The 17,928-nt window shown below is 52.9% G+C and carries 19 protein-coding genes; 13 read left to right on the forward strand and 6 right to left on the reverse strand.

Annotation, left to right across the window (positions count from 1 at the left end; translation table 11 throughout):
• Window positions 1-77 precede the first annotated feature (77 nt).
• The 10 genes from folC (at window position 78) to hisP (ending at window position 9,389) form a co-directional block, all read left to right on the forward strand.
• Window positions 78-1,346, forward strand: a complete 1,269-nt coding sequence (gene folC, locus OGV38_RS05490; protein WP_269517374.1) for a bifunctional tetrahydrofolate synthase/dihydrofolate synthase — start codon at window positions 78-80, stop codon at window positions 1,344-1,346.
• Window positions 1,336-1,998, forward strand: a complete 663-nt coding sequence (dedD, locus tag OGV38_RS05495) for a cell division protein DedD (protein WP_016153857.1) — start codon at window positions 1,336-1,338, stop codon at window positions 1,996-1,998. Before folC ends, dedD begins: the two co-directional genes overlap by 11 nt.
• 221 nt (window positions 1,999-2,219) lie before the next feature.
• Window positions 2,220-2,708: a colicin V production protein gene (cvpA, locus tag OGV38_RS05500; RefSeq protein WP_005129678.1), complete on the forward strand. Its 489-nt coding sequence runs from the start codon at window positions 2,220-2,222 to the stop codon at window positions 2,706-2,708.
• Between the two features lie 33 nt (window positions 2,709-2,741).
• On the forward strand, window positions 2,742-4,259 hold the full coding sequence (gene purF, locus OGV38_RS05505) for an amidophosphoribosyltransferase (RefSeq protein WP_005129677.1): 1,518 nt from the start codon (window positions 2,742-2,744) through the stop codon (window positions 4,257-4,259).
• A 95-nt stretch (window positions 4,260-4,354) separates the two neighbouring features.
• On the forward strand, window positions 4,355-4,924 hold the full coding sequence (locus tag OGV38_RS05510) for a UbiX family flavin prenyltransferase (protein ID WP_019077299.1): 570 nt from the start codon (window positions 4,355-4,357) through the stop codon (window positions 4,922-4,924).
• Window positions 4,925-5,212: 288 nt separating this feature from the next.
• The gene (gene argT, locus OGV38_RS05515) at window positions 5,213-5,995 is read left to right on the forward strand and encodes a lysine/arginine/ornithine ABC transporter substrate-binding protein ArgT (RefSeq protein ID WP_006683634.1); all 783 of its coding nucleotides are present in this window, start codon (window positions 5,213-5,215) and stop codon (window positions 5,993-5,995) included.
• Window positions 5,996-6,242: 247 nt separating this feature from the next.
• Entirely contained in the window at window positions 6,243-7,025 is a 783-nt protein-coding gene (gene hisJ, locus OGV38_RS05520) for a histidine ABC transporter substrate-binding protein HisJ (protein WP_003028120.1), read from the forward strand.
• 186 nt (window positions 7,026-7,211) lie between these two features.
• A complete protein-coding gene (locus OGV38_RS05525) occupies window positions 7,212-7,898 on the forward strand; it encodes a histidine ABC transporter permease HisQ (protein ID WP_286473027.1) in 687 nt (228 codons plus the stop codon).
• Window positions 7,895-8,602: a histidine ABC transporter permease HisM gene (gene hisM, locus OGV38_RS05530; RefSeq protein WP_003028116.1), complete on the forward strand. Its 708-nt coding sequence runs from the start codon at window positions 7,895-7,897 to the stop codon at window positions 8,600-8,602. The genes OGV38_RS05525 and hisM overlap by 4 nt, the downstream gene beginning before the upstream one ends.
• Window positions 8,603-8,615: 13 nt before the next feature.
• Window positions 8,616-9,389 (forward strand): histidine ABC transporter ATP-binding protein HisP, encoded by a 774-nt coding sequence (gene hisP, locus OGV38_RS05535; protein WP_016157047.1) that lies wholly within the window; start codon window positions 8,616-8,618, stop codon window positions 9,387-9,389.
• Window positions 9,390-9,407: 18 nt separating this feature from the next.
• Here hisP and OGV38_RS05540 read toward each other — a convergent pair whose 3' ends face one another.
• The 4 genes from OGV38_RS05540 to yfcG all read right to left on the reverse strand — a co-directional run bounded on the left by OGV38_RS05540 (window position 9,408) and on the right by yfcG (window position 11,976).
• The gene (locus tag OGV38_RS05540) at window positions 9,408-9,938 is read right to left on the reverse strand and encodes a GNAT family N-acetyltransferase (protein WP_016157046.1); all 531 of its coding nucleotides are present in this window, start codon (window positions 9,936-9,938) and stop codon (window positions 9,408-9,410) included.
• A gap of 71 nt (window positions 9,939-10,009) precedes the next feature.
• The gene (locus OGV38_RS05545) at window positions 10,010-10,903 is read right to left on the reverse strand and encodes a TIGR01777 family oxidoreductase (RefSeq protein WP_016153850.1); all 894 of its coding nucleotides are present in this window, start codon (window positions 10,901-10,903) and stop codon (window positions 10,010-10,012) included.
• A 20-nt stretch (window positions 10,904-10,923) separates the two neighbouring features.
• Complete coding sequence (gene folX, locus OGV38_RS05550) at window positions 10,924-11,286, reverse strand: dihydroneopterin triphosphate 2'-epimerase (RefSeq protein WP_016157045.1); 363 nt, start codon at window positions 11,284-11,286, stop codon at window positions 10,924-10,926.
• Window positions 11,287-11,340: 54 nt separating this feature from the next.
• Window positions 11,341-11,976, reverse strand: a complete 636-nt coding sequence (gene yfcG, locus OGV38_RS05555; RefSeq protein ID WP_016153848.1) for a GSH-dependent disulfide bond oxidoreductase — start codon at window positions 11,974-11,976, stop codon at window positions 11,341-11,343.
• A 134-nt stretch (window positions 11,977-12,110) separates the two neighbouring features.
• On the opposite strand from yfcG, the gene yfcF reads away from it, so the two are divergent.
• From yfcF to yfcD, 3 genes are read left to right on the forward strand one after another with little or no spacing between them, the layout of a single operon-like run.
• On the forward strand, window positions 12,111-12,755 hold the full coding sequence (yfcF, locus tag OGV38_RS05560) for a glutathione transferase (protein ID WP_016153847.1): 645 nt from the start codon (window positions 12,111-12,113) through the stop codon (window positions 12,753-12,755).
• A 55-nt stretch (window positions 12,756-12,810) separates the two neighbouring features.
• The gene (yfcE, locus tag OGV38_RS05565) at window positions 12,811-13,362 is read left to right on the forward strand and encodes a phosphodiesterase (RefSeq protein WP_016153846.1); all 552 of its coding nucleotides are present in this window, start codon (window positions 12,811-12,813) and stop codon (window positions 13,360-13,362) included.
• Between the two features lie 56 nt (window positions 13,363-13,418).
• Complete coding sequence (yfcD, locus tag OGV38_RS05570; protein WP_006683645.1) at window positions 13,419-13,973, forward strand: NUDIX hydrolase YfcD; 555 nt, start codon at window positions 13,419-13,421, stop codon at window positions 13,971-13,973.
• Between the two features lie 56 nt (window positions 13,974-14,029).
• On the opposite strand, the gene yfcC is transcribed toward yfcD, so the two are convergent.
• On the reverse strand, window positions 14,030-15,550 hold the full coding sequence (gene yfcC, locus OGV38_RS05575) for a putative basic amino acid antiporter YfcC (RefSeq protein ID WP_286473028.1): 1,521 nt from the start codon (window positions 15,548-15,550) through the stop codon (window positions 14,030-14,032).
• A gap of 200 nt (window positions 15,551-15,750) precedes the next feature.
• Window positions 15,751-17,895: a phosphate acetyltransferase gene (gene pta / locus OGV38_RS05580; RefSeq protein WP_286473029.1), complete on the reverse strand. Its 2,145-nt coding sequence runs from the start codon at window positions 17,893-17,895 to the stop codon at window positions 15,751-15,753.
• Window positions 17,896-17,928: the final 33 nt, after the last annotated feature.

A 17,928-nucleotide genomic window follows, 5' to 3' on the forward strand; every position in this document is an offset into this window, starting at 1 on the left:
AAAACAACGTGTAAAAAAGGGCAGGCCGGTTGGTGCTGCCCTTTTGCTTTTCTCAACGTAAAGAATCTACAGCCATCATGGACAATAAACGTATTCCTCAAGCCGCGTCGCCCCTGGCATCGTGGCTTTCTTATCTGGAAAACCTACACAGTAAAACCATCGATCTCGGCCTGGAACGCGTAAGTCAGGTGGCGCGCAAACTGGGTGTGTTGAAACCCGCGCCATTTGTTTTTACGGTGGCGGGAACCAACGGGAAAGGCACAACCTGCCGTACGCTGGAATCTGTGCTGACCTCAGCAGGTTATAAAGTTGGCGTTTACAGTTCGCCGCATCTGGTACGCTACACGGAACGCGTACGCGTGCAGGGGCGTGAACTGCCGGAATCAGCGCATACCGCCTCGTTTGCTGAGATTGAAGACGCGCGTGGCGACATTTCCCTGACCTACTTTGAATACGGTACCTTATCGGCGCTCTGGTTGTTTAAACAGGCCCAACTGGATGTCGTCATCCTGGAAGTTGGGTTAGGCGGTCGCCTTGACGCGACCAATATCGTGGATGCCGATGTTGCGGTGGTCACCAGCATTGCGCTTGACCATACTGACTGGCTGGGCCCGGATCGCGAAAGCATTGGTCGTGAGAAGGCGGGAATTTTCCGTGCAGAGAAACCGGCTATCGTCGGTGAACCGGAAATGCCTTACACCATCGCCGATGTTGCGCAAGAGAGCGGGGCGATTTTGCAACGCTGCGGCGTGGACTGGCGCTATGCGGTCACGGAGAACGACTGGTCCTTTACGGACGATCACGGTACGTTGGCGCACCTGCCGTTGCCGCAGGTCCCGCAACCTAACGCCGCTACCGCACTGGCAGCACTGCGCGCAAGCGGGCTTAACGTCAGCGAGCAGGCCATTCGTGACGGTATTGAACAGGCGATTTTACCGGGGCGCTTCCAGATTGTGAGCGAGTCGCCGCGGGTGATTTTTGATGTTGCCCATAACCCGCATGCGGCGGAGTATCTGACCGGCCGTCTGAAAAAATTAGTGAAAAGCGGGCGTGTACTTGCGGTTATCGGTATGCTACATGATAAAGATATTGCCGGTACGTTAGCCTGGTTAAAAAGCGTGGTTGACGCCTGGTACTGTGCGCCCCTGGAAGGGCCGCGTGGTGCTACTGCAGAACAACTGCTGGAGCATCTGGGCAAAGGCTATGCCTATGACAGCGTGGCGCAGGCATGGTCTGCAGCGCTAGCTGAGGCGAAGCCAGAAGATACCGTGTTGGTGTGTGGATCGTTTCACACTGTCGCACATGTCATGGAAGTGATAGACGTGGGGAGAAGCGGTGGCGAGTAAGTTTCAGAATCGATTAGTCGGCACAATTGTGCTGGTCGCGCTGGGGGTAATTGTGCTCCCCGGGCTGCTTGACGGGCAGAAAAAGCATTATCAGGATGAGTTTGCGGCGATCCCGCTGGTGCCGAAACCCGGCGATCGCGATGAACCAGACATGATGCCTGCAGCAACGCAGGCGCTGCCGACGCAGCCGCCGGAAGGGGCGGCAGAAGAGGTTCGCGCGGGTGATGCTGCCGCGCCATCGTTGGATCCGTCACGTTTGACGACGGCAAACAGCGCGGAGTTAGATCCTGTCCCCGCGCCTGTAGAACAGCCGAAACCCAAACCGAAGCCGCAGCCGGTTGCCGTCGCTCCGACGCCAGCACCGGCTCCAGCGCCGAAACCGGCCGCGGTGGAACCGCCAGCGCCAACCGGCAAAGCGTACGTTGTACAGCTCGGTGCGCTGAAAAATGCGGATAAGGTCAATGAGATCGTGGGTAAACTTCGTGGCGCGGGCTTCCGGGTATATACTTCCCCGTCAACGCCGGTGCAGGGTAAAATAACCCGTATTCTCGTAGGACCTGACGCCTCCAAAGATAAGCTGAAGAACTCGCTGGGCGAGCTGCAGAAGATCTCTGGTCTGAGTGGCGTAGTGATGGGGTACACCCCTAATTAAGGGATTGCGCTGTTCACGGCGCTGCTCTTAATTCAGGCCGGATAGGGCGTTTTTACCGCTATCCGGCAGTGCCCGAAGAGGCATAAAACGGTATGGCGTTGAAGATTTTTTCAGCGCCATTTTTATTTACGCGTGGAAAGGAAATCCCTACGCAAACGTTTTCTTTTTCTGTTAGAATGCGCCCCGAACAGGACGACAGGGCGTTAAATCGTGGGACACTTATGGTCTGGATTGATTACGCCATTATCGCGGTGATTGGTTTTTCCTGTCTGGTTAGCCTGATCCGTGGCTTTGTTCGTGAAGCATTATCGTTGGTGACTTGGGGTTGTGCTTTCTTTGTCGCCAGCCATTACTACACTTACCTGTCTGTCTGGTTTACGGGCTTTGAAGACGAACTCGTTCGAAATGGGATTGCTATCGCGATACTGTTTATCGCGACACTTATCGTCGGCGCTATCGTTAACTTTGTGATAGGCCAACTGGTAGAGAAAACAGGCCTGTCGGGTACTGACAGGGTGTTGGGGATCTGCTTTGGTGCTCTGCGAGGAGCGCTGATCGTCGCCGCCATACTGTTCTTTCTCGATACCTTTACCGGTCTGTCGAAAAGTGAAGACTGGAGCAAGTCGCAGCTGATCCCGCAGTTCAGTTTCATCATCAGATGGTTCTTTGACTATCTGCAAAGCTCGTCAAGTTTCTTGCCCAAAGTATAAACTTTGGGTTGTTGCTGAACGAGGAAAAGACGTATGTGCGGTATTGTCGGTATCGCCGGTGTTATGCCGGTAAACCAGTCGATTTATGACGCGTTAACGGTGCTCCAGCATCGTGGTCAGGATGCCGCAGGCATCATCACCATTGATGCCAACAACTGCTTCCGCTTGCGTAAAGCAAACGGAATGGTGAGCGATATTTTTGAAGCGCGCCATATGCAGCGTTTGCAGGGCAATATGGGCATCGGTCATGTGCGTTACCCAACGGCTGGCAGCTCCAGCGCCTCCGAAGCTCAACCTTTTTACGTCAACTCACCGTATGGCATCACGCTTGCCCATAATGGCAACCTGACCAATGCGCATGAGCTGCGTAAAAAGCTGTTTGAAGAAAAGCGCCGCCACATCAATACCACTTCAGACTCTGAAATTTTGCTGAATATTTTCGCCAGCGAGCTGGATAACTTCCGCCATTATCCGCTGGAAGCCGATAATATTTTTGCTGCTATTGCGGCAACCAACCGCCAGATCCGCGGCGCCTATGCCTGCGTGGCGATGATTATCGGCCACGGTATGGTTGCTTTCCGCGATCCTAACGGTATCCGTCCGCTGGTACTGGGTAAACGCGATATCGGGGATGGTCGTACCGAGTATATGGTGGCCTCCGAGAGCGTGGCGCTGGATACGCTGGGCTTTGAATTCCTGCGCGATGTTGCACCTGGCGAAGCGGTGTATATCACCGAAAAAGGTCAGCTGTTTACTCGCCAGTGTGCCGATAACCCGGTCAGCAATCCGTGCCTGTTTGAATACGTTTACTTCGCACGTCCTGACTCCTTTATCGACAAGATTTCCGTCTACAGCGCCCGTGTAAATATGGGGACCAAGCTTGGCGAAAAAATTGCTCGCGAGTGGGAAGATCTGGACATTGACGTGGTGATCCCGATTCCGGAAACCTCCTGCGATATCGCGCTGGAAATTGCCCGTATTCTCGGTAAGCCGTACCGTCAGGGTTTTGTGAAAAACCGCTACGTGGGCCGTACCTTTATCATGCCCGGCCAGCAGTTGCGCCGTAAATCCGTGCGCCGTAAGCTGAACGCCAACCGTGCGGAATTCCGTGATAAAAACGTGCTGCTGGTGGATGACTCCATCGTGCGCGGTACCACCTCGGAACAGATTATCGAGATGGCGCGTGAAGCCGGAGCGAAGAAAGTGTATCTGGCCTCTGCGGCCCCGGAAATTCGCTTCCCGAACGTTTATGGTATCGATATGCCTACGGCGACGGAGCTGATTGCTCATGGTCGCGAAGTGGACGAGATTCGCCAGATAATCGGTGCAGACGGTCTTATCTTCCAGGATCTGAACGATCTGATTGAAGCGGTCCGCGCTGAGAACCCGGATATTCAGCAGTTTGAATGTTCAGTGTTTAACGGCGTGTACGTCACCAAAGACGTCGACCAGCAATATCTCGATTTCCTTGACTCCCTGCGTAATGACGATGCCAAAGCAATTTTGCGTCAGAACGAAGCGGAAAACCTCGAGATGCATAACGAAGGGTAATGTTCTGTTGCAGGTCAGGACACATAGAGTGGACTGACTTGCAACTGCGCATAAAAACCTGCAAAGTCAGCCCTGAAGCAAGTAAGGGCGAAAAAATGAAACGACTCATTGTAGGGATTAGCGGTGCCAGTGGCGCGATTTATGGCGTGCGCCTGCTGCAGGTTTTGCGTGACGTTACTGATGTGGAAACCCATCTGGTGATGAGTGCTGCTGCCCGACAGACGCTGGCGCTGGAAACAGACCTCTCTGTACGCGACGTGCAGGCACTGGCGAATGTAAATCACGATACGCGCGATATCGCCGCCAGTATCTCTTCCGGCTCTTTTCAGACCGCCGGAATGGTAATATTACCTTGTTCAATCAAAACGCTTTCAGGCATCGTCCACAGTTACACCGATGGGCTGCTTACCCGTGCGGCAGACGTGGTGTTGAAAGAACGCCGCCCGCTGGTGCTGTGCGTGCGTGAAACGCCCCTGCATCTGGGGCATCTGCGACTGATGACGCAGGCGGCAGAAATTGGCGCGGTGATTATGCCGCCAGTCCCGGCATTCTATCATCGCCCGCAAACGCTAGATGATGTGATTAATCAAACAGTTAACCGCGTACTCGACCAGTTTGATATCTCCCTTCCACAGGATCTGTTCACCCGCTGGCAAGGGGCGTAAAACCGTTCCATCAGCGTGCAAAGAAACATCCGTTGCCCTGTTTCAGGGCAATTTTGTAACCGCGATCATATCCTCAACATTTAATTCGTTAAAACTCAACGAAACGCTGCGGTTCAACCGTCAGACCTGCTATCTTCAAAATCAGGACATTATTGCAACGTTTTATTAACATATTTAACGTCGAATATCCTCATCGACGCGAAAATGGCATAAGACCTGCATGAAAAAGTCTGCAAACACACAACACAACGTAAAACATAATAAAACTACGCCACTTGAGGGTTATGTATGAAGAAGACGGTTCTTGCTTTGTCTTTGCTGGTAGGACTCTCCGCCACCGCGGCCAGCTACGCAGCACTTCCGCAGACGGTTCGTATTGGTACAGATACAACGTACGCACCTTTTTCCTCTAAAGATGCCAAAGGCGACTTTGTCGGCTTTGATATCGATCTGGGAAATGAGATGTGTAAGCGCATGCAGATCAAATGTACCTGGGTAGCCAGCGACTTTGACGCGCTGATCCCGTCGCTGAAAGCGAAAAAGATTGATGCCATCATCTCCTCGCTTTCAATTACTGAGAAGCGTCAGCAAGAGATTGCGTTCTCAGACAAGCTTTACGCAGCAGACTCACGTCTGATCGCCGCGAAAGGTTCCCCAATTCAACCAACTCTGGATTCCCTCAAAGGTAAACATGTTGGCGTACTGCAAGGCTCGACTCAGGAAGCCTATGCTAATGACAACTGGCGCAGCAAAGGCGTAGATGTAGTGGCCTATGCGAACCAGGACCTTATCTATTCTGACCTGACAGCGGGTCGTCTGGACGCGGCGTTGCAGGATGAAGTCGCGGCCAGCGAAGGCTTCCTGAAGCAGCCTGCCGGTAAGGACTACGCTTTTGCTGGTCCGTCGGTGAAAGATAAAAAATACTTTGGTGACGGCACCGGGATTGGCTTGCGCAAAGATGATGCAGAGCTGAAAGCTGCTTTCGATAAAGCGCTGGGCGAACTGCGCAAAGACGGCACCTACGACAAAATGGCGAGCAAGTATTTTAACTTCAATGTCTACGGCGATTAATACGCCGCAGCGGGGAATGGACTGCACCATTGCGGGTAACCATTACGGTGCATAATAAATTCAGTGCACTGTTTTGGTGCTTTTGTCGCTGTCTTAATAAGCATGAGTGCATACTTAAGCGCTTTTCATGCAAATAAATACCGCCTACAGGGTAGAATGCTTTGCCTTGTCGGCCCGATTAATGGCACGATAACTGCACCTGGTCCTGTAAAGATCCCCTATAAAAGACAGTCTGTTGAGGATAGTTATGAAAAAACTGGTGTTGTCTCTTTCTCTGGTCCTGGCTTTCTCCAGTGCTACTGCAGCATTTGCAGCCATTCCGCAAAAAATTCGTATCGGTACCGATCCTACTTATGCGCCGTTCGAATCGAAAAATGCACAGGGTGAATTAGTCGGTTTTGATATCGATCTGGCTAAAGAGCTGTGCAAACGTATCAATACACAATGTACCTTCGTGGAAAACCCGCTGGACGCGCTTATCCCTTCGTTAAAAGCGAAGAAAATCGATGCGATTATGTCCTCGCTTTCCATCACTGAAAAACGTCAGCAGGAAATCGCCTTTACCGACAAGCTTTATGCAGCCGACTCGCGTCTGGTTGTCGCTAAAGATTCTGCTATTCAGCCAACCATTGAGTCGCTGAAAGGTAAACGTGTTGGCGTGCTGCAGGGCACGACTCAGGAAACCTTCGGCAACGAGCACTGGGCGCCAAAAGGCATTGAAATTGTCTCTTATCAGGGGCAAGACAACATCTATTCTGACCTGACTGCCGGGCGTATTGATGCTGCATTCCAGGATGAAGTCGCGGCCAGCGAAGGCTTCCTGAAACAGCCGGTCGGTAAAGATTACAAATTCGGCGGCCCATCTGTAAAAGATGAGAAGTTATTCGGCGTAGGTACCGGTATGGGGCTGCGCAAAGATGATAACGAACTGCGCGAAGCACTGAACAAAGCCTTTGCCGAGATGCGAGCTGATGGTACTTACGAGAAGCTGGCGAAAAAGTACTTCGATTTTGATGTTTACGGCGGTTAATCACCGCAGGTGCTGATAAAGCCCGTAGATTTTTGACGTGTTGAATTTATGCCTGATGGCGCTGTGCGTATCCGGTCTACAGCGATTTTGTAGGCCGGATAAGGCAAAGTCGCCATCTCGCATTTAACAGTTTGTCTGAAATCAAAAGAGGCTTATTACTCCACCACACACGACAGGACAGGCAGCATGTTGTATGGCTTTTCAGGTGTTATTTTACAGGGCGCAATTGTTACGCTGGAGCTGGCACTTAGCTCGGTGGTACTGGCGGTTCTGATAGGCCTTGTCGGCGCGGCAGCTAAGCTGTCGCAAAGCCGGGCGCTGGCGCTTATTTTCGAAGGGTACACAACGCTTATCCGCGGCGTGCCCGATCTGGTCTTAATGCTGCTCATCTTTTACGGATTACAAATCGCGCTGAATACCCTTACCGATGCAATCGGTATCAGCCAGATTGATATCGATCCGATGGTCGCGGGTATTATTACGCTCGGGTTTATCTACGGAGCCTATTTTACCGAAACATTTCGTGGCGCATTTATGGCCGTGCCCAAAGGACATATTGAAGCCGCGACGGCATTCGGTTTTACCAGTTCACAAATATTTCGCCGCATTATGTTCCCGGCGATGATGCGCTATGCCTTACCGGGAATTGGCAACAACTGGCAGGTCATTCTTAAGGCCACGGCGCTGGTATCGTTGCTCGGCCTGGAAGACGTGGTGAAAGCCACTCAGCTTGCCGGAAAAAGTACCTGGGAGCCGTTCTATTTTGCCGTAGTGTGCGGGGTCATCTATCTGGTGTTTACCACTGTTTCTAATGGTGTGCTGCTGCACCTTGAGCGCCGCTATTCCGTGGGTGTGAAGAGGGCTGACCTGTGATTGAGATTATTCAGGAATACTGGAAGTCCCTGCTGTGGACCGACGGATATCGCTACACCGGCGTGGCTATCACCCTGTGGCTTCTGATTTCGTCGGTGGTGATGGGCGGGATACTGGCGCTGTTTTTGGCAATTGGTCGTGTTTCCAGTAATAAATTTATCCAGTTTCCCATCTGGCTGTTCACCTATATTTTTCGTGGGACGCCGCTGTACGTCCAGTTGCTGGTGTTTTATTCCGGGATGTATACGCTGGAGATAGTCAAAGGCACGGACTTCCTCAACGCGTTTTTCCGCAGTGGGCTAAATTGCACCGTGCTGGCGCTGACGCTGAATACCTGCGCCTATACCACGGAGATTTTCGCCGGGGCTATTCGTTCCGTACCCCATGGTGAGATTGAAGCCGCGCGCGCTTACGGTTTCTCGTCGTTTAAACTGTATCGCTGCATTATTTTGCCTTCCGCGCTGCGTATTGCGCTGCCGGCTTACAGCAATGAAGTTATTTTAATGCTGCACTCCACGGCGCTGGCATTTACCGCAACGGTGCCTGATTTGTTGAAAATCGCCCGCGATATCAACTCGGCAACGTATCAGCCGTTTACCGCCTTCGGTATTGCCGCTGTTCTGTATTTGATTATTTCGTATGTCCTGATCAGTCTGTTCCGTAAAGCGGAAAAACGCTGGTTGCAGCATGTATCCTCTAAATGATTCGAGTAACACGATGTCTGAAAATAAATTAAACGTTATCGATTTACATAAGCACTACGGCGAACATGAAGTGCTGAAAGGGGTATCGCTGCAGGCCAATGCGGGTGATGTTATCAGTATTATTGGCTCGTCAGGTTCCGGTAAAAGTACCTTCCTGCGCTGCATTAACTTTCTCGAGAAACCGAGCGCGGGGTCGATTGTCGTCAGTGGTCAGAACATTGGTCTGGTACGCGACAAAGACGGCCAGCTTAAGGTTGCAGACAAAAATCAGCTGCGCTTGCTGCGCACGCGACTGACGATGGTCTTTCAGCACTTTAATCTGTGGAGCCACATGACGGTGCTGGAAAACGTGATGGAAGCGCCGATCCAGGTATTGGGGCTGAGCAAGCATGAAGCTCGCGAACGTGCGGTGAAGTATCTGGCGAAAGTGGGTATTGATGAGCGCGCTCAGGGCAAATATCCGGTGCATCTGTCCGGTGGTCAGCAGCAGCGTGTCTCCATTGCTCGTGCGCTGGCGATGGAACCGGAAGTGTTACTGTTTGATGAACCCACGTCGGCGCTTGACCCGGAGCTGGTGGGCGAAGTGCTGCGCATTATGCAACAACTGGCCGAAGAGGGAAAAACCATGGTGGTCGTGACCCACGAAATGGGGTTTGCCCGTCATGTCTCCACGCACGTGATTTTCCTGCATCAAGGGAAGATTGAAGAAGAGGGCGATCCGGAGCAGGTATTTGGTAATCCGCAAAGCCCGCGTTTGCAGCAGTTCCTCAAAGGTTCGTTGAAGTAAGTCACCTGCCCGGAGGCGCTACGCTTTCCGGGCCTGGGATTTTAGCGCGTCGCACTCCAGACGATAAACCCAGTCGTCGTAGGCGATACCATCAATCTCATACGCCTTTTCCAGCACCTGCGTACGCACGAACCCCGTTTTTTCCAGAATCCGTATTGAGCCCTTATTATCCGCCAGTGCGTAAGCATTTATCGCCGTGACCGCCGCGTGCTCGAAGGCGTACTGGCACACCGCGCGTACGGCTTCGCTGGCAATACCTTTCCCCTGCGCCTGTGGCATGATGGCGTAGCCGAGGTCGGCTTCGTGCGGGTAGAGATGGCTGATTTGCAGACCAATATCGCCGAGCGGCGTCGGGTTGTTGTGCTCGCGGATGACAAAAGTGTGCTGTGCGGCAAGGCGTCTGGCGAATAACAGACGCGTATCTTTCGCCGGGGCGATGTTGCCCATATAGCGCATGACTTCAGGACATTCACGTAGTTTCTGGAAAAATGACCAGTCAGAAAACTGAAACAAAGAGAGGGTAAGTCGGGGAGTCGAAATTATCGCCATAACGTCGCCATTGCAGAAATCTGGCCTATAACCTTACCACCACAACGGCGACCGTGAATAGCGCTTAGGGGTTATCGGATGACATCCGCCAGCGCTTCTTCTAAATCGTACCAGCGAAACGCGAAACCGGACGCTTCCAGGCGTTTTGGCAACGCTCGCTGTCCGCCGAGAACCAGCACCGAAGATTCGCCCATCAGCAACCGCATTGCGGTGGCGGGAACGCGCAGAATGGCAGGGCGGTTCAGAGCGTGGCCCAGCGCGTGGGCAAACTGCTCATTGTGCACCGGGTACGGTGAAACCATATTGAAGGGACCGCGCAGATCGTTATCCAGCAGCCAGAGAATTCCGTTGACCATATCATCAATATGGATCCAGGCCATATACTGGCGTCCGTTGCCAATTGGTCCGCCTAAGCCAAGACGAAACGGCGGAACCATTTTCGCCAGAATGCCGCCAGCAGAGGCCAGTACCACGCCGGTGCGCAGCATACACACGCGGGTTTTGTCGCTTTGCGCGGTGCTGGCAATCTGCTCCCAGCGGGCGCACAGCTTATGGGTAAATTCGTTATGTGGCGGCTCTTCTTCTGTGACCACTACTTCGCCTAAATCGCCGTAGTAACCGGTAGCGGAACCGGAAATTAGCACTGCGGGCGGTGTCTCGCTGGCATTGATTAAATCGACCAGCTTCTGCGTGATGACCCAGCGGCTCTGACACAGGCGTTCCTTTTGCTGGGCACTCCAGCGCTTGTCCGCAATCGGCTCTCCGGCAAGGTTAATGACGGCATCAATGTCATTGAGATTTTGCCGCTCTTCCAGCCCTTTGGACAGCGTAACCCGGGAGTCGAGAATCTGACGAGCCTTATCAGGAGAACGGGTCACTACGGTTATCTGATGCCCCAGCTCCAGCAAGCGGGGGATCAGATGACGTCCAATCAGGCCAGTACCGCCGGTAATCAGAATCTGCATGTCGCCTCCCGGGTTATGTTTTAGCGCTGCCAGCTCAGCGTCATAGAGACTGAGTCGGCGTAACGTAATGCGTGAAGTTTATCTATCTCTACTTGAGCATAAGTGACCCAGTGATGTTCGCGTGCGATATCGAGCACATCTTGAGTTAATTTTTCTAACAATGAGAAGCGGTTACCCTCCACGTGGGCAATGATGCTCTTGGTGATAGTGCGATAATTCAGCGCGTCGTTGATATCTTCGCTGGTACGGGCTTTGTCTGCCGGATAGTGAATGGCAATGTTGATGACGACATCCTGGCGGTTAAGGATCTCCTCTTCTTTGATGCCGATAAAAGTGCGCAGACGAAGGTTTTTTATACGAATAATTGCGTCAGGTTGTGACATTGCAGGTTTCCTCCATGTATGAACCTTTGCATGATACACGAGAACCGAATCGCGTCACCGCTTCTCACTTTGTGCTTGTTGCATGGCGCGTTCCGTTGCGGGACGTGTACGGATGCGTTCATGCCAGTTGTTGACCGCCGGGTAGTTGTCGAGGTCGATGCGCTGACGCTGATGAGCATGGATCCACGGCCAGCAGGCAATGTCGGCAATGCTGTAGTGATCGCCTCCCAGCCAGGGGGACGTTTCCAGACGTTTATTCATCACGTTGTACAGGCGCTGGGTTTCAACCTGGTATCTTTCAATGGCGTAGGGAATCGTTTGTGGTGCGTAGTGGCTAAAATGATGATTCTGACCGAGCATGGGTCCGAGGCCGCTGACCTGCCAGAACAACCACTGCAGAGTAGTGTGGCGTTCACGTAACTCACCGCTCAGCAGCTTACCGCTCTTTTCTGCCAGATAGAGTAAAATTTCTCCGGACTCAAACAGGCTGATGGGCTTTCCGCCGTCTACCGGGGCACTGTCGATAATGGCCGGGATTTTATTGTTTGGTGAGATTTGCAGAAAATCAGGGTGAAACTGGCTACCTTTGCTGATATCGACATGAATCAGACGGTATTGCAGCTGCGCCTCTTCAAGAAACAGCGTGATTTTGTGACCGTTTGGCGATGGAGTGTAATAGAGATCGATCATTTTCAGCGTCCGTTTTGTCATGAACCGGGTCATAACAAGTATAGAGCCTGTTGGCGTGCGTGAGTTTTCATCAAGTGACAGTGAGAGAAAGACTCTATATTTTGAAGGCAAGCCAATACATTTCAGAGGACATTATGAGCAAATCTGCAATTACGCTGTGGTCAGATGCCAATTTTTTCTCCCCTTACGTGCTGTCTGTTTATGTCGCTCTGCAAGAGAAAGGACTGCCTTTTACGCTGAAAACCGTTGATCTCAACAGCGGCGAACACTTGCAACCTTCATGGCAAGGGTATGCGTTAACGCGGCGCGTACCGGTGCTTGAAATCGACGGTTTCGAGCTGAGCGAATCATCAGCGATAACTGAGTTCCTGGAAGAGAGCTTTGCACCACCGCAGTGGGAGCGTATCTACCCACACGATGTGCAAAAGCGCGCGCGGGCGCGCCAGGTTCAGGCGTGGATCCGCAGCGATCTGATGCCTATCCGTGAAGAACGCTCAACGGACGTAGTTTTTGCTGGCGTGAAGAAAGGTCCGTTAAGCGAAGCGGGAAAAGTCAGTGCGGAGAAATTGTTCGCCACTGCGAGCCATTTATTGAGCCACGGGAAGCAGAATTTATTTGGCGAATGGTGTATTGCCGACTGCGATTTAGCGCTAATGCTGAATCGTCTGGTCCTTAACGGCGATGAGGTTCCCGAAGCGCTTGCAGAATATGCCGCCTTCCAGTGGCAGCGCGCTTCAGTCCAGCGTTTTATCGCGCTTTCAGCGAAGCGTTCCTGCTGAAAAACGGGGCGTAATCCAGTATCATTACAAAGTACTTTTCAACGAGGAGTGAGTGATGAAACTGATGTTCGCATCGGACATTCATGGTTCGTTGCCAGCCACGGAACGCGTACTTGAACGGTTTGCCGCAAGCGGTGCGCAATGGCTGGTGATATTGGGTGATGTTTTAAACCACGGACCGCGTAATGCGCTCCCGGAAGGCTATGCGCCTGCGCAGGTTGCTGAGCGGTTGAATGCGCTGGCAGCGCGGATTATCGCGGTGCGTGGCAATTGTGACAGCGAAGTGGATCAGATGCTTCTGCATTTTCCGATGACCGCGCCGTGGCAGCAAATTCTGACAGAAAACCAGCGACTCTTTTTGACGCACGGGCATCTTTTTGGTCCGCAAAATATGCCGGCACTCAACGTGGGAGATGTGCTGGTTTATGGGCATACACATTTGCCCGTCGCTGAGCGTCAAGGGGATGTTTACCACTTCAATCCCGGCTCGGTAAGCATCCCGAAAGGGGGCTTTGCGGCAAGTTACGGGATTCTGGATGATAATGTTCTCAGCGTAATGGCACTCAATGATCAAAGTGTTATTGCACAGGTCGAGATTAATCCGTAATTTACCCCACAAACATAAACGCGCCGTAAGAGCGCAAGAAAAAAGAAGGTTTCCTGATGGTGGAACAGCGTCGTTTGGCAAGTACGGAATGGGTGGATATTGTGAATGAAGACAACGAAGTCATTGCACAATCCAGCCGGGAACAAATGCGGGCGCAACGCTTACGCCATCGTGCAACGTATATCGTCGTGCATGATGGTATGGGCAAAATTCTGGTTCAGCGTCGTACTGAGACAAAAGATTTTTTGCCCGGCATGCTGGATGCCACCGCTGGCGGTGTTGTGCAGGCTGACGAGCAACTACTGGATTCAGCGCGCCGTGAAGCGGAAGAGGAACTGGGGATTGCGGGCGTGCCGTTTGCCGAGCATGGGCAGTTTTATTTTGAAGACCAGAACTGTCGCGTATGGGGCGGGCTGTTTAGCTGTGTTTCCCACGGACCGTTTGCGCTTCAGGAAGAAGAGGTTAGTGAAGTTTGCTGGCTGACGCCGGAAGAAATTACCGCGCGCTGCGACGAATTTACGCCGGACTCACTGAAAGCCCTGGCGCTGTGGATGACCCGCAACGCTAAGAATGAAGGGGCGAAAGCCGAAAAGCAGGAAGAAGCTGAGTAAAATCTGCTCATCCGGCCTACAGCGTCGAGAAATCGTGTAGGCCGGGCAATCGTTTTTTAATGGTAACCCATTATCTGCGCGCCAATTACCACCACGCTGGACATAATAAACAGCAGTCCCAACAGCGTGGCGCCTACCTTCAGCCAGTTACGAAAATCCACCCGACACACGCCTAACGTTGCCATCAGCGATGCCGACGTAGGATAGATAATATGGCTGAATCCGTCGCCAAACTGGAAGGCCAGTACGGTGACCTGACGGTTTACGCCAACCAGATCGCCTAAGGGTGCTAATAACGGCATGGTCAATGCAGCCTGACCAGAGCCGGAAGTAACGAAGAAATTAAACACCGCCTGGAACAGCAGCATAAACCACGCCGCGATGGCGTTATCCAGCCCGCTGATGCCGTTGGCAATGCTGTGCAGCAGCGTGTTCAACACGCTGGCTTCACCCGCCTCTCCATTACCGACCAGCAGTAATATGCCCTTGGCAAAACCGACCAGCAGGGCAGGGGCAATCATCATTCGCGCGCCTTCAGTGAATGAGGAGGCCATGATGTTGACCGTCATGCCGTTGAGACGAAAGACCACGCCAATGATGCCAATTACCAGGCCCATGGTGAAGAACTGACTGGCGATCTCAGGAATAAACCACGCGTTGACGATCACGCCCCAGACAACCCAAATCATTACCGCAGTCAGCACCAGCAGCAGCAGCCAGTCGCCCAGCGTGAAGCGTCGTTCCACAACGTCGTCCTGCTGTTCGCGAAAGAAACGGTCGGATTCATGTACCCGGGACAAAAGCGGATTCTTTTTGATGCGTGCCGCATAGGCCAGCGTGAAGGTCAGCCCTATCAGGGTCGCAACCACCCACACAATGATACGCAGACCGGAACCAGAGAGTACCGGCACGCCCGCAATCCCCTGCGCGACGACCACGCAAAACGGGTTCATCCATGAGCTGGCAAATCCAATCTGAGTCGCAATATAGGTGACCAGAACGGTGGTGATACTGTCGTAACCTAACCGTACCATTAACGGTGCGATGATAATGGCAAAGGCGACCGCCTCTTCCCCCATGCCAAACACCGCGCCGCCTAATGAGAAGAGAACAAACAGCACCGGGATAAACAGGACTTCGTTTCCTCGTGTATGGCGGATGAGCGCCAGGATGCCGTTATCGATGGTACCGGTACGCATAACGATGCCGAATGCGCCGCCAATCACCAGCATAAACATAATAATGCCGACGGCAGTGCCGAATTTAGAGCCGGAGGTTAACCCTTCAAACGGAAAATTCATCAGGCCCGGGCGCTCATCACCAGTGGTGAAAAACTGCACCCGGTGATACTGCTCTTCGCCCGCGTCGTTGGTCAGAATTCGAAAAGAGTGGGGGTCGACCACCTTACGGGTTTTGGTTTGTCCATCAACCTGATACTGCACTTCCTGACTGTCGAACATCCCGACGGGCACAACCCATGTCGCCAGACTGGTTAAAATGGCAACGAAAAAAATAATCACCAACGTATCGGGCATCGCCCATTTTTTAGCTGGCTGTGTTTCTGTTACTGCTGACATGAAAGACTATCCCTGTTGCAATGCAAAAGAGGATAAGTATGCAAACAGGAGAATAGTTATTCATTGATGCAGCGCATCCTGGCAAATGTTTCAGAATATGCCAACGGGAAAAACAGGTATAAAAAAACCGGAAATATAAGCTATTTCCGGTTTAATAAGCAGAAGTGTTGCCGGATAAGACATCCGGCATACTCGACAGATTACTGCTGCTGTTGGGAAGACTGGATCGCGGTCAGAGCGATGGTGTAGACGATGTCGTCAACCAGCGCGCCACGAGACAGGTCGTTCACAGGCTTGCGCATACCCTGCAGCATCGGCCCGATGGAGATCAGGTCGGCAGAACGCTGTACCGCTTTGTAGGTGGTGTTACCGGTGTTCAGATCCGGGAAGATGAACACGGTAGCGCGACCTGCAACCGGAGAGTTCGGCGCTTTGGATTTTGCTACGTCAGCCATAACGGCGGCGTCATACTGCAGCGGACCGTCGATCATCAGGTCAGGACGTTTTTCCTGCGCCAGACGCGTGGCTTCACGAACTTTTTCTACGTCGCTACCTGCACCAGAAGTACCGGTGGAGTAGGAGAGCATTGCTACACGCGGTTCGATACCGAAAGCAATGGCGGATTCAGCGGACTGAATCGCGATTTCTGCCAGTTGCTCTGCAGTCGGATTCGGGTTGATCGCGCAGTCGCCGTATACGTAAACCTGATCCGGCAGCAGCATGAAGAACACGGAAGACACCAGGGAACTACCCGGTGCAGTTTTGATCAGCTGCAGCGGCGGACGGATGGTGTTCGCGGTGGTATGAACTGCACCAGAAACCAGACCGTCAACGTCGTCCTGTTCCAGCATCAGGGTACCGAGAACCACGTTGTCTTCCAGCTGTTCGCGGGCAACGGTTTCGGTCATACCTTTGTTTTTACGCAGTTCGACCAGGCGAGCAACGTAGCTTTCGCGAACCACATCTGGATCAACGATTTCTACGCCAGCGCCCAGCTCAACGCCCTGAGAGGCCGCAACGCGGGTGATCTCATCCGGGTTGCCCAGCAGTACGCAGGTTGCGATACCGCGTTCAGCACAGATAGCCGCCGCTTTAACGGTACGCGGCTCGTCACCTTCCGGCAGAACAACGCGCTTGCCGGCTTTACGTGCCAGCTCGGTCAGCTGATAACGGAACGCTGGCGGAGACAGACGACGGCTGCGCTCAGAGGTCGCGGTCAGGGATTCAATCCAGTCAGCGTTGATGTAGTTAGCAACGTATTCCTGAACTTTCTCAATACGTTCGTGATCGTCAACCGGAACTTCCAGGTTGAAGCTCTGCAGGCTCAGAGAGGTCTGCCAGGTGTTGGTGTTCACCATGAATACCGGCAGGCCGGTTTCAAATGCACGTTCGCACAGTTTAGTGATACGCGCGTCCATTTCGTAGCCGCCAGTCAGCAGCAGGGCACCGATTTCCACGCCGTTCATGGCTGCCAGGCATGCTGCAACCAGCACGTCAGGACGATCGGCGGAAGTCACCAGCAGAGAACCGGCACGGAAGTGCTCCAGCATGTGCGGAATGCTGCGTGCGCAGAAAGTCACAGACTTCACGCGACGGGTATTAATATCACCTTCGTTAACGATAGTGGCGTTCAGATGACGCGCCATATCGATTGCACGCGTTGCGATCAGATCGAAGCTCCATGGCACCGCGCCCAGAACCGGCAGCGGGCTGGATTCTTGCAGTTTAGCCGGATCAACTTTGATCACTTTCGCTTTGGAAGAGTCGTCGAAAATCTCGGACAGATCCGGGCGAGTACGGCCCTGCTCATCAACCGGTGCGTTCAGTTTGTTAACGATTACGCCGGTGATGTTGGTGTTTTTCGCGCCGCCGAAGCTGCTGCGAGTCAGTTCAATACGCTCGTTCAGCTGTTCCGGGGTATCGGTACCCTGAGACATTACGAAGACGATTTCAGCGTTCAGCGTTTTCGTGATTTCGTAGTTCAGAGACTGCGCGAACTGATGTTTACGGGTTGGGACCAGGCCTTCAACCAGTACAACTTCAGCGTCTTTAGTGTTCGCGTGGTAGTTCGCGATGATCTCTTCCATCAGCACATCTTTCTGATTGCTGGACAACAGAGATTCAACGTGGCTCATCTTCAGCGGCTCAGCGGCTGGCAGAGAAGAGTTAGCACGGACGATGCTGGTAGTCTGGTCTGGCGCATCGCCACCGGCACGCGGTTGAGAGATCGGCTTGAAGACGCTCAGACGAACGCCTTTGCGTTCCATTGCGCGGATCACGCCAAGGCTGACGCTGGTCAGACCGACGCTGGTTCCGGTAGGGATCAGCATAATAATACGGGACACGGTTTATCCTCTTTCGTTACCGTCGATGTAGAC

Source organism: Citrobacter sp. Cb080, assembly GCF_030334745.1.
GTDB classification, from domain to species: domain Bacteria; phylum Pseudomonadota; class Gammaproteobacteria; order Enterobacterales; family Enterobacteriaceae; genus Citrobacter; species Citrobacter braakii.

Bases quoted from the DNA above. Each gene is read 5' to 3' on its own strand.
- folC (WP_269517374.1), top strand. From the start codon at position 78: ATGGACAATAAACGTATTCCTCAAGCCGCGTCGCCCCTGGCATCGTGG.
- cvpA (WP_005129678.1), top strand. From the start codon at position 2,220: ATGGTCTGGATTGATTACGCCATTATCGCGGTGATTGGTTTTTCCTGT.
- purF (WP_005129677.1), top strand. From the start codon at position 2,742: ATGTGCGGTATTGTCGGTATCGCCGGTGTTATGCCGGTAAACCAGTCG.
- OGV38_RS05510 (WP_019077299.1), top strand. From the start codon at position 4,355: ATGAAACGACTCATTGTAGGGATTAGCGGTGCCAGTGGCGCGATTTAT.
- argT (WP_006683634.1), top strand. From the start codon at position 5,213: ATGAAGAAGACGGTTCTTGCTTTGTCTTTGCTGGTAGGACTCTCCGCC.
- hisJ (WP_003028120.1), top strand. From the start codon at position 6,243: ATGAAAAAACTGGTGTTGTCTCTTTCTCTGGTCCTGGCTTTCTCCAGT.
- OGV38_RS05525 (WP_286473027.1), top strand. From the start codon at position 7,212: ATGTTGTATGGCTTTTCAGGTGTTATTTTACAGGGCGCAATTGTTACG.
- hisP (WP_016157047.1), top strand. From the start codon at position 8,616: ATGTCTGAAAATAAATTAAACGTTATCGATTTACATAAGCACTACGGC.
- OGV38_RS05540 (WP_016157046.1), bottom strand. From the start codon at position 9,938: ATGGCGATAATTTCGACTCCCCGACTTACCCTCTCTTTGTTTCAGTTT.
- OGV38_RS05545 (WP_016153850.1), bottom strand. From the start codon at position 10,903: ATGCAGATTCTGATTACCGGCGGTACTGGCCTGATTGGACGTCATCTG.
- folX (WP_016157045.1), bottom strand. From the start codon at position 11,286: ATGTCACAACCTGACGCAATTATTCGTATAAAAAACCTTCGTCTGCGC.
- yfcG (WP_016153848.1), bottom strand. From the start codon at position 11,976: ATGATCGATCTCTATTACACTCCATCGCCAAACGGTCACAAAATCACG.
- yfcF (WP_016153847.1), top strand. From the start codon at position 12,111: ATGAGCAAATCTGCAATTACGCTGTGGTCAGATGCCAATTTTTTCTCC.
- yfcE (WP_016153846.1), top strand. From the start codon at position 12,811: ATGAAACTGATGTTCGCATCGGACATTCATGGTTCGTTGCCAGCCACG.
- yfcD (WP_006683645.1), top strand. From the start codon at position 13,419: ATGGTGGAACAGCGTCGTTTGGCAAGTACGGAATGGGTGGATATTGTG.
- yfcC (WP_286473028.1), bottom strand. From the start codon at position 15,550: ATGTCAGCAGTAACAGAAACACAGCCAGCTAAAAAATGGGCGATGCCC.